Raw genomic sequence first — 11,898 nt, 5'->3', positions numbered from 1 at the left:
AATTAATCTCACTTGAATAACCGCCTCCAGGCGGTTTTTTTATGGGCGAAATATGGCAAATAAGAAAATTCAGGGGCGAAAGGGCGGCTCTTCATCTCCCCGCACGCCGACAGAACAGCCCGACGATCTCCAGTCGGTCGCGAAAGCAAAAATCCTGCTGGCACTGGGTGAGGGTGAATTTTCAGGCGATCTCACCGGGCAATCTATTTTTCTGGATGGTACACCGCTACTGAGTGCTGATGGTTCGTCAAATTTCAGAGGTGTAACCTGGGAATTTCGCTCTGGTACTCAGGCGCAAACCTACATTCAGGGAATACCTGGCGGCGAAAACGAAATCAGTCTTGGCGGCGTGGTTGTTTCAAGTAAGTCGCCGTGGACCCGAACACTCACCAATACTCAACTTTCTGCAGTTCGTCTGCGTCTTAAATGGCCGTCCATTTTCCGACAGGAAGATGACGGAGACCTGGTGGGTTACACCATTAATTATGCGATTGATTTGCAGACGAATGGCGGCGCTTTTCAGACGGTAATCAGTGCTTCAGTTAACGGGAAAAATACGTCAGGTTATGAGCGCAGCCATCGCATCAATCTGCCAGCCGATGCCACAACGTGGACGGTTCGCCTGCGTAAAATAACTACGGACGCGAACAGCGCAAAAATCGGCGACACGATGACGCTCCAGAGCTACACGGAAGTGATCGACGCTAAGTTGCGTTATCCGAATACCGCTCTGTTGTACATCGAGTTCGACTCCAGCCAGTTTAATGGATCTGTCCCGCAGATTTCATGCGAGCCTCGCGGTCGAGTAATCCGCGTACCTGATACTTACGACCCTGAAACACGCACCTACAGCGGTACATGGTCAGGGGCATTTAAGTGGGCATGGACGGACAATCCGGCATGGATTTTTTATGATCTGGTGGTGAGTGACAGATTTGGCCTGGGTGACCGCCTGACAGCGTCGAACATCGATAAATGGATGCTGTATCAGGTTGCGCAGTACTGCGATCAACTTGTCCCTGACGGTAAAGGCGGTGGAGGAACTGAGCCACGTTATACCTGCAACGTTTACGTCCAGGACCGTAACGACGCTTATACCGTGCTGCGCGATTTTGCGGCCATTTTCCGGGGGATGACGTACTGGGGCGGCAATCAGATTGTTGCCCTGGCTGATATGCCGCGTGACGTCGATTACAGCTACACCAACGCAAATACCCTGGACGGTAAATTCACGTACAGCAGCAGCACCTCTAAAACCCGCTATACCTCTGCACTGGTTACATACTCCGACCCGGCGAATGCGTATTCCGACGCAATGGAGCCTGTATTCGAGCAGGATCTGGTGCGTCGCTTTGGCTTTAACCAGCTTGAAATGACGGCTATCGGCTGCACCCGGCAATCGGAGGCAAACCGTAAGGGGCGCTGGGGCATTCTGACCAATAACAAAGACCGTGTGGTCTCCTTCTCTGTTGGTCTTGACGGGAATATCCCGCAGCCGGGATACATCATTGCAGTCAGTGACAGGGACCTGGCCGGAAAAGTGACAGGTGGCCGCATCAGCGCGGTAAGTGGTCGGGTTCTGACGCTCGACCGCGTGCCGGATGCCGTGGCGGGTGATCGCATTATGGTTAACCTGCCGACAGGCGCATCACAAAGCCGCACCATTCAGGCTGTCAGCGGTAATAAAGTCACCGTTTCGACGGTGTTCACTACAACGCCCGAGGCTGAAGCGGTATGGGTTATTGAGTCAGATACGCTTTACGCAGAGCAATATCGTGTTGTCAGCGTTACGGAAAATGACGACGGCACCTTCACCATCGCGGGTGCCGCACACGACCCGGATAAATATGCTCGTATCGATACCGGAGCGGTAATTGATGAGCGTCCAATCAGCGTGATCCCTCCGGGTCACCAGTCCGCACCTGCGAGCATCGTCATTTCCAGCTACGCCGTTGTAAATCAGGGGATCAGTCTGGAGACGATGCGTGTCAGTTGGGACCAGGCACCAAACGCTATTTCGTACGAGGCCCAGTGGCGGCGCAACGATGGCGACTGGGTGAACGTCCCCCGCAGCTCTACCGCGTCGTTTGAGGTGCCAGCCATTTACACCGGGCGTTATCTTGCGCGGGTGCGGGCTATTAACGCGGCTGAAATTTCCTCCGGCTGGGGATACTCAACCGAGACAACACTGACCGGGAAAACGGGAAATCCGCCGAAACCTGTCGGTTTGATGGCATCAGACCATGTGGTTTTCGGCATTGAACTGAACTGGGGATTTCCTGCGAATACCGACGACACGCTGAAAACGGAAATTCAGTACAGCGCCACGGGGACGACTGATGAGGCGGTTTTGCTGGCGGACGTGCCGTATCCGCTACGTAAATATCAGCAGATTGGCCTCAAAGCGGGGCAGGTTTTCTGGTATCGCGCACAACTGGTGGACAGGACCGGGAACGAGTCGGGTTACACCGACTGGGTGAAGGGACAGGCCAGTATTGACGTGTCTGATATCACCGATGCCGTGCTTGAGCAGATCAAGGACACTGAACTGTTCAAGGATCTGATTGAAAATGCCGTGGAGAGCAGTGAAAAGGTTGCTGAACTGGCAGAGGCGGTCAGGCAAAACGCCGACCAACTGGCGGCTACAGTGGGCGCGAACCGGCAGACAGCAGAGGCCATCATTGGTAATGCCCTGGCCATCGCTGATGTGGTGGTGAGGCAGTCGGCGCAGAACGGGGCAAACTCGGCATCGTTCACTCAGTTGCGTGAGGTTATCGCCACCGAAACACAGGCCCGCGTTACCGACGTGACGCGCCTGGAGGCGAAAACTGACCAGAATGCGGCACAGGTAACGCAGCTCACGCAGGCGCTGGCTGATGAGACTCAGGCCCGCGCCACGGCGGTTAATACGCTGACGGTACAGACGGAGGACAATGCCGCTGACGTAACTCAGCTTACACAGGCTGTGTCCACCCTCGACAGCGCTACCGCGTCCCGGTTCGACGAACTGTCAGGGAAAACGGCTAATGCTGCTGGTGGGGTGCAAAACACGGCGGTGGCGTTGATTGAGAACACACTGGCGCAGGTGAGCCAGCAGGTAAAACAAAGCGTGCAGTATGGCGCCAGCGTCGCCAGTATCCAGCGCGTTGAGGACGTGGTCGCCAGCGGCAATGAGGCCACAGCGCAATCAATGCTCCAGCTTCGCACGGACGTGGCGGGGAATACTTCGACTATAAACAGTCTGTCTCAGTCCGTATCCAGTTATCAGCAGGCATCTGCCACGCAGATAAATGCGCTGAGTGTAACGGTTAACGGTCATACATCTTCTATTGCCACGAATGCCCAGGCAGTAGCGGATATCAGCGGCAACCTGAACGCAATGTACTCGATTAAAGTCGGTATCGATGCCAACGGTGTTCGGTACGCGGCAGGAATGGGGCTGGGCGTGCAGAATACGCCTGGTGGAATGCAAAGCCAGGTTGTCTTCCTGGCTGACCGTTTTGCTGTCATGTCTCAGGCTGGCGCCGCCGCCACACTGCCGTTTGTTATTCAGAACGGCCAGACGTTTATTCGTGACACGTTTATTCAATATGCGGCAATAACATTAGCGAAAATTGGTGAACTCAGGTCATCGAATTATGTTGCCGGACAGTCAGGTACGATTATGAAATCGGACGGAACGTTTGAGGTTAACGGCGCCACAGCAGGACAGGGAAGCCTTAAACTCACTAGCAACGCACTGATTATTAAAGACAGTGCAGGCCGTATCCGCGCTAAATTCGGTGACCTGAATGCAAGCTAAAGGAGGGTAAATGGCTTACGGCATAATTGTTTCGACCGCAAACAGAACATATCTCGATACATTACAGCCAGTGTGGTATCTGGATTTCAAAGTGATGATTTACGGTGCCGGCACTCTGTCATATGCATTTAACGCCAGCAAATTCAAAATGAGTGTGCTCGCTCTGTCGTGGCATTACGGTAGTGATCCTGTTTTTACCATAAATGGGAATTTATTGAATTATTCCGGGCTCGATGGCTGCACATTTTTAGTCAGAATGGAGAATCTATAATGCTAATTGGGATGGAAATATCGCGGGAAGATGGAACGGTGTATGCCAGCCCGGATACTCATTTCATGCATTTTACCGGAAAAATAACCTTTACAACCTCGACGAATAACGAATGGGGGAAAACGTATATCGATACAGGAGTTCCTGTATCTGCTGCGATGATGCCGTTTATGCGTCAGGTAACGCTGGGACCGGAGGGGGGCGGCGACGGGATTGGTATCGGACCACTTATTAATTATGCAGGGCAGTGGAGAATAGAAGTGTTGTCGTTTTTTCAGCAAGTGATCAACCTCTATATATTCAGCAGTATTAATCCTGTACCTGGCGATTACGGTGTTGCATTTTATAACGAAGCTGAAGAAATTATATATTCGTCCGATACGTGTCCCCTTGAGGTATATCCCCTCGGCGATATTCCATACAAGAACGGTCTTTTGGCCAATCTGACTTTCCCTTATAACGTCGCAGTGTGGCCTGGACCGTGGGGGGGCTATAAAGCTGCAGGGGGAGTCTGGTTTACTGTTATCCCCGCCGCGTTTGGAAATACGATAGCGCCTATGGCTTCATACTTGGATATTTATACGAAATTCGGTTACGCGGGCAACAACGCATTCAGAAGAAATTGGCAGGGAAGTCTGGTTTATATCAATTCAGACCTCTATGATTAATTCCTGACAGCAGAAATAACCGAAAACCGCTCAGGCGGTTTTTTGTCATTTCTAAATGGAGAAAATATGATTTACACAACTGGCACCATAGCTATCAACGGCAACATGCTCACAGGAACCGGTGCGAACTTTATAGCTGCAGGGTCACTGATCCGTGTTGGATGCACGTTAATTTCCCTGACTACTCCTCCGCAGGTTTTTCAGATAACGAACATTACCAGCGCCACCCAGCTCACCGTGACGCCAGCGGCAAACCCGACAATTGCTGCGGGTTCTGCTTACGCCATCCTCCTGAGTGATTCGCTGAGCGTGGACGGACTGGCGCAGAATATCGCTGAGACGCTGACGCTGTTTCAAAAAAATATGAGCGGTTTCGCCGACGTGATGAATGCGTCTGGTGACGTCACTATCACTACTAACGGCGTTGCAGTCACCGTTCCCGGTCAGAAATCGCTGGCAAAAAAAGGGGCAAACTCCGATATCACCAGTCTGTCAGGGCTATCAACACCGCTCAGCCAGACTCAGGGGGGGACGGGGTTAGCAAACCCGTTCGGCACCACCCCCGGAACGTTTTGCCCAGGAAATGATAATCGTCTCAATACAGTTGAAGGGAAAAGCGGTGGCACCATTAGCAGTAGTGTCTATTTGAGAGCCGCATCTCCTGTTGTCGCCCCCGCGGTCGGCACAGAAACAGTGACACCGTTAGCCAGCTCAGGCTGGAATAGCGGCGTGTATAACGGGGCACAATTCTTGTTTCACGGTCTGGCTGTTCAGGGCTCGGGGTCAAAGGCGATCATCGCTATCCAGCCAACGTCGAATTCAGGTTATACAAGGTATATGTTTGATCAGTTCGGTTCGGCAACAGCCCCTGGAACGTGGATTTCAAACTCTGACGAACGCCTGAAATACGACGTGGCAAGGATAGAAAATCCCCTGGAGAAAATGCAGGCTATTCGCGGTGTTTCGTGGAAACGTCTGGATGGCGTCGCGCCGGGTATCGGTTTTATTGCTCAGGAAGTTCAGTCCGTATTCCCGGATAACGTTTTTGTCACTGGTAACAGAGAGCTGGACGACGGTACCGTGATTAAAGACGTATTAAGCCCTGACACAGCGGGTGTGGCGGCAGCGCTTCATCATGAGGCCATTCTGGCGCTAATGGCTCAGGTTGATGCCTTGACCGCGCGCGTTGCGGAACTGGAAACAAAAAAATCTGATGGGCCTGTAACAGAGTAATTAATCCGCTATTCAGTGCAAAAAATTGCGCTAATGTGTCCACCATTTAAAACCTCTGCTTTCAGATAGAGCGTTTTAAAATGTAATTATCCCCCCGGCAGAAACGATGCTTTTGTCGCGTTCCGTGACGCCATTTAATCCCGAAGGTCGTACTTGCATACTGGCGATTTTGTTCATGAATTACGCATAACGGGCAGCACGCAAACAGATGATGGATCTGAACCAGCTATGCTTTGTCGACAACACGCCAGATTTCAGTGAAAACCATCTCTGGCTTTTGCGAAACGTGGGAATAGTGAGTTGATGCAAGCTCTTGATTAGCTTTGCGCTTCCGTCAGATTAAACAAAGGCCTACCATTTGGTAGGCCTTTGTCTTTTGACTCTTAAAACGCTCATAGAATGTAATCACTTCAAAGCTGGCGGTTCTCATGTCGACGCGACCTTAATTGTTCGGTCATACACCAATACTTGCCCCTGAGTTTTATACCCGCTGAATAGTTTTTTCTCGGTTTCCCGCTTTGTTTTGTTGCATCGGTGGTTTAGTGGTTTGGAATTGCATCTCCCTTTCTCACATCTGCCCACTTCGTATGCCCGGTTCGGGAAAAATGGGTTATCAGATGAACCAAACCTGAGCAAGTTTGCTAATGTGCTCAGGCATATGGCGGCCGGGATTCCCCGTGCAACCGATACATGGTCCCGTATCTTTTCATGTGTGAAGGATAAGCAGGCCACCTTTGCTGTAGGGCTAAAGCCCTACGATAGCGATAAACAGAAGATCTCAGTAAATACTCAAACACATGTTATTTTCGGAGTGATTTAATCGCTTCTTCCACCAGCGCGGCATGTCTTTTCATATCTGCTACGATATTTTTATCCTTATCCCCGGTAGATTTAGATGGATTGGTGATTTTGCAGATTATTTCTGCTCTCCTTACGATTTCATCGCTGATTTGAATCAATCTTTCGGACCTGGTAATTGCCATGACTTTCTCCCTGTTTGAATTAACCATATAACGGCGGTTTCAGAAAAGTCTTAAATTTATTCTTATCTCCCTTCCAGTGCAAGTGGGATTTTCTTGCAGGAGTCAGATAACAGAGTCTGTATTCATAGAATGAAGCATCCCTTTCGCAAATTTACGGTGATGAACTCATGTTGTACGGAGCAAATAGTGAGTTCCCAATGTTCCGGCTACTGGATAAGAGCGAAAGCTAGCACCACGGTAGCTGGGATTAAAAAAACGAGGAGCTGCGCTGGCAAACGAGATCATGAAAAATGACATTACCGCGACTTAATGATAACGAGGGCGGCAAGAAATAAACGAGGATATATATTATATCTTTCGGGTTCTTAAAGCTGATGCGAAACCGTAATTACAGCATGGAAATATAATGAATACCCGCACAGAATATCAGCTTATGAATCCGGGCGCAGCTTTGATTTTTCTGTAATTTAACCTTCATGTAGCACGGCTTAACTTTTTCATAAGGGGCACGGAGAGAGCGGAAATGCCAGGAAAAAAGAACTCTTTTCAACTGCTTACGTACTTCACTGGGATGAAGCATGGCATCGTTTTTTTATCATCAGCATAGCCGTCGCAGCGATAAATAAATGAACAATGTGGCAGTCCTGGCAAAGTGATTTTTCGGAAACCGAAAATAATGCTTGAAACCTCTCTTTTACGGGCTCGCAACGCAGAAAATACCTTTTTACAGATGGATATCATGCGCCCGGAGGTGGTGCGGCAGTTAAATTTTTGAGGTATGGAGTATGTAAATATTCCTCTCTTTGCCCGACCGCGTAAACTGGCTGGAAGAAAACATAGCCGATGCACTGCTTAATATCGCTATGCTATTCATGATGCTTATTCTCGTCCTGTTCGTGCTGCGCCAGATTAACGCAAATATGCGAAATCAGGCTGAGTTAGCCCTGGTGTGGAATGAAGTGACGACCATTCATCATACCGTCCAGTTGCTGGTACTGTTTAATGGGCTGACTGGCCTGGCTAATCGCAGACAATTTAATGAGCTTCTTGCCGGGAATACGCCCGCATTGCAGAAATTTCAGCTTCGTTATGATGTTGTGACCGCCATATCAGGACTTACAGAGTGGCTTTACTCTTTGCGTAAATTAAGATGTGTTGCTCGTTACAGCCGATCAAAAACCGTCGACCCAAAAGATTTCCAGAGCCCCGATCTCCGGGCTTCTGCTCAAAACGCGTAACCCTCTGCCCGCATCTCCTTGTGTTTTCTTTCCGCTGAATAACCTTTCGTTTACCGCCTTCCGCATACTCTCAAATCAACTGCCTCACGAGCACTCGCCGCTTCCAGACAAACCCATTCCCGCTCTTCTATAGAAAAAGTCTGCATTAGGCTAGCAATATTAAATCGTAGTTCCCCTGATATCGAAGTGCTATCACTCAGCAAATGACCGAATGCATTGACGCAAAAGGATAACGACGATGTCACTTTCTTCGATTTCTGCCATTACATCATCTTTAGCCGCAGAACAAGGGCTCGCCGCGCTGGAAGCCCGGGTAAAACAAGATCTGGAATGGCTGGCGTTGCCGGCTAAACGCTGGTTGCCGCAACAATCTGACGCACAGGCGCAGGACGTAGCGATCATAGGCGCAGGCATGGCAGGACTGGCGGCGGCATTCGCACTGCGTCTGCAGGGTATTGACGCCGTGCTGTATGACAAAGCGCCAAAAGATTATGAAGGTCCCTGGGCAACAACCGCACGCATGGAAACGCTCCGCTCGCCTAAACATCTGACCGGGCCAGCGCTCGATATTCCCTCGCTGACCTTTCGCGCCTGGTATGAAGCGCAATTTGGCCTGGATGCCTGGGATGCGCTGGATAAGATCCCTCGTTTGCAATGGGCTGCGTATTTGCGCTGGTACCGCGAGGTGCTGGCGCTGGATGTCCGTAACGACCACGCGCTGACCGGTTTGAATCTGCAGGACCCGCAGCGTGTCGGGCTGACCTTTTCGCACCATAACGAGACCCGACGAGTGAGTGCGCGCAAAGTAATCCTGGCTATCGGTATGGATGCGTTTGGCGGGCCTGCTATTCCTGATTTTGTCGCCGATGTGCCAAAGCAGTTTTGGGCACACTCAGAAGAGGCGATTGATTTTGCCGCTCTGGCCGGGCGCCGGATTGCGGTTGTTGGCGGGAGCGCCACCGCGATGGATGTTTCGGCCACGGCACTGGAAGCGGGGGCTGCGGGGGTTGAATTGCTGATTCGGCGCCCTGATTTTCCCCGCGTCAACCTGTCGAAAGGGGCTGGTAACCCGGGTTTTGAAGCGGGTTATTTTAACCTGCCGGATGAGTGGAAATGGCGACTGGCTCAGCATATCGCGACCGTTCAGATACCACCACCACACGGCAGCACGCTGCGCGTGTCGCGTCATCCCAACGCCTGGTTCAATTTTAACGCTCCGGTTGAGCGGGTGGAAACCCGGCAAGAGGGCATAGTTGTTCATACCCCTCAGGGCGAAGTGCCGGTAGATTTCCTCATCCTCGCCACGGGGTATGCCCTTAACTGGCATGCGCGTCCGGAATTTAATGCGTTGGTGGATCAGGTCAAAACCTGGGGCGATGCCTGGCAGCCACCCGCCGATAAGCAGAATGCTCAGCTGGCGAGTTATCCCTATCTGGGAGCCGATTTCGCGTTTCAGGCAAAACATGATGACAGCCCCTCTTCGCTGGCTCGCTTGCACTGTTTTAGCTATCCGGCGCTGTTAAGCAATGGTCATGTTGTCGGTCTTATTCCGGGCATCAGCCAGGGCGCACGCACTCTGGCACAGCATATTGCCGGGCAGCTTTATTTTGAGGATCGTGAACACCATTATCAGGCCATTATCCATTACGACGATCCCGAACTGTTGGGCGATGAGTGGCAGCCTGCCGTGCCGTATGCCTGGCGCGAACGCTAATGTCCTTGAGATGTTGCATGGGGCCCTGGCGGCATTTTCTTGCCTCCACTTTGCCCCATGTTGCGCCTTACCGTCTGATTACGAGCGCCGTCTGTTTGCTTTGCTCGCAGCATGGAGTCAGCTACGGACCCCGTACTAACGCCGCCCTGGCATTACATCTCGCTAACAAATTTACGCATATTCATTATCAGTATTGTTCTTTGCGGTTTACGAATCGCTGTGAAAATATCGACTCAGGTTTCGGACGGCTAGCCGCCTGTATCGCGAAGGCTGGCCGCGCTCAGCACGACGCTTAAACGGTAACTACAGGAAAAATAACAATGTCGATTTTGCACTCCACATACCGATTTCGTCTTTTCGCCACGATGGCGCTGGCAGGGATCAGTTCCGCTTCGGTTGCCGCAGAGAACGCGCCCAAAAATGGCGGCACGCTGATCTATCTGGAACAACAGGCACACACCAATCTCTATCCGCCTGCGGGTGGGTTTTATCCTAACGGCGGCATTCTTAATCAGATAACCGACAAGCTGACCTGGCAAAACCCGAAAACCCTGCAGATTGAGCCGTGGATTGCGCAATCCTGGACCACTAACGAGGATTACACGGAGTACACGTTTAAGCTTCGACCGGGCGTGACCTTCTCTGACGGCACTCCGCTTGACGCTAAGGCGGTGGCGAAAAATTTCGATACCTACGGTCTGGGCAATAAAGCCCTCAACCAGCCAGTTTCCGAGGTCATCAACAACTACCTGAAAAGCGAAGTGGTCGATCCGCTAACGGTGAAGTTCTTTTTTAAATCACCATCACCAGGCTTCCTGCAGGGCACCTCGGCCATTGGCTCCGGGCTGGTCTCACTCGCAACACTTGAGAAAAATTTTAACCAGCTTGGCAATGCGCGCAGCATTATCGGCTCCGGCCCGTTTGTGGTAGAGAGCGACCGTCCGGGGCGTGAGGTAAAACTGGTGGCGCGCAAGGACTATAACTGGGCTCCACCCAGCTTTGCCCACCAGGGGCGCCCTTATCTGGATGGTATTAACGTTCTGGTGACGCCCGAAGACAGCGTGCGCATTGGGGCCCTGCTTTCCGGCCAGGCGGATGCGATTCGCCAGATTCAGGCCTACGATGAGAAGCGGGTCTCCGACAAAGGTTTTGCCGTTTATGCTTCGCCCACGCGTGGGGTGAACAACAGCATTAACTTCCGCCCTGATAACCCGCTGGTGGCGGATCAAAAAGTGCGTGAGGCGCTGTTGCATGCCACCAATACCAAAGAGATAGTCCAGACCCTTTTTTCCGATCATTACCCGCAGGCCACATCAGTGTTAGCCAAAACGGCGGTGGGCTATGTGGATCTTTCCGACAAACTGAAATTTGACCCGGCGCTGGCGGCGCGTCTGCTGGACGACGCAGGCTGGAAAAGCGGCCCGGACGGAGTGCGTCAAAAAGGCGGCCAGTCTCTGACGCTGACGGCGTACGAATCACCACCACAACCGCAGAACAAAGAGACGCTACAGCTGGTAGCGCAACAGTGGGCCAAAGTGGGCGTCAAACTCAACGTCCTGGCGGGTGATGCGGGCAGCAAAACCCTGGATAACCTCGACCCGGCCAAAACGGGTGTCTATCCCAGCATGGTGGGTCGCGCAGATCCGGATGTCCTGAAAAGCCAGTACTATCCGACCCTGCGCAATGTGCTACTGCAAAAAGGGGGCATCAGCGACAAAGTGAAGCAGTTTGTGGAGAGCCATCTGAACGAGTTACTCAATGGTATCGCCTCCGCCACCTCGCAGGATAAACGTATCTCGCTGGTTAACGAGGTGCAGCAATACCTTATCGATAAAGCTTACGTCATCCCCATCTTTGAAGAGCCGCAGGTCTATGCCGGTGCGCCTTCCACAAAGGGACTGAGCTTCGAAGCCGTAGGACGTCCGAGCTTTTACAACACCTGGTTGGATAAATAACGCACGGGTTTTCTCTCGTCCTCGGACGAGAGGG

Annotated in this window: 7 protein-coding genes; 6 read left to right on the top strand and 1 reads right to left on the bottom strand. The window is 51.8% G+C overall.

All coding sequences use genetic code 11. The annotated features are described in order from the left end of the window. The first annotated feature begins 52 nt into the window (after positions 1-52). The 3 genes from AAIG39_RS10190 (at position 53) to AAIG39_RS10180 (ending at position 5,974) form a co-directional block, all read left to right on the top strand. Complete coding sequence (locus AAIG39_RS10190; RefSeq protein ID WP_343193764.1) at positions 53-3,802, top strand: TipJ family phage tail tip protein; 3,750 nt, start codon at positions 53-55, stop codon at positions 3,800-3,802. 270 nt (positions 3,803-4,072) lie between these two features. Next, positions 4,073-4,741 carry a hypothetical protein gene (locus AAIG39_RS10185; protein ID WP_343193763.1) on the top strand — a complete coding sequence of 223 codons (669 nt, stop codon included), beginning with the start codon at positions 4,073-4,075 and terminating at the stop codon, positions 4,739-4,741. Positions 4,742-4,807: 66 nt separating this feature from the next. Further along, a complete protein-coding gene (locus AAIG39_RS10180) occupies positions 4,808-5,974 on the top strand; it encodes a tail fiber domain-containing protein (protein WP_343193762.1) in 1,167 nt (388 codons plus the stop codon). 800 nt (positions 5,975-6,774) lie between these two features. Here the strand turns inward: AAIG39_RS10180 and AAIG39_RS10175 are convergent. Next, positions 6,775-6,957: a hypothetical protein gene (locus AAIG39_RS10175; protein ID WP_343193761.1), complete on the bottom strand. Its 183-nt coding sequence runs from the start codon at positions 6,955-6,957 to the stop codon at positions 6,775-6,777. Between the two features lie 803 nt (positions 6,958-7,760). On the opposite strand from AAIG39_RS10175, the gene AAIG39_RS10170 reads away from it, so the two are divergent. From AAIG39_RS10170 to AAIG39_RS10160, 3 genes are all read left to right on the top strand, one after another. Continuing rightward, on the top strand, positions 7,761-8,195 hold the full coding sequence (locus tag AAIG39_RS10170; RefSeq protein ID WP_343193760.1) for a hypothetical protein: 435 nt from the start codon (positions 7,761-7,763) through the stop codon (positions 8,193-8,195). Between the two features lie 238 nt (positions 8,196-8,433). After that, the gene (locus AAIG39_RS10165) at positions 8,434-9,909 is read left to right on the top strand and encodes an FAD-dependent oxidoreductase (protein WP_343193759.1); all 1,476 of its coding nucleotides are present in this window, start codon (positions 8,434-8,436) and stop codon (positions 9,907-9,909) included. 329 nt (positions 9,910-10,238) lie between these two features. Further along, positions 10,239-11,864, top strand: a complete 1,626-nt coding sequence (locus tag AAIG39_RS10160) for a TIGR04028 family ABC transporter substrate-binding protein (protein WP_425503299.1) — start codon at positions 10,239-10,241, stop codon at positions 11,862-11,864. The last annotated feature ends 34 nt before the right edge of the window (positions 11,865-11,898 follow it).

Origin of the sequence: Phytobacter palmae, assembly GCF_039409775.1 — a bacterium.
Lineage (GTDB): Bacteria > Pseudomonadota > Gammaproteobacteria > Enterobacterales > Enterobacteriaceae > Phytobacter > Phytobacter palmae.
This window is presented reverse-complemented; position numbering and strand designations above follow the sequence as displayed.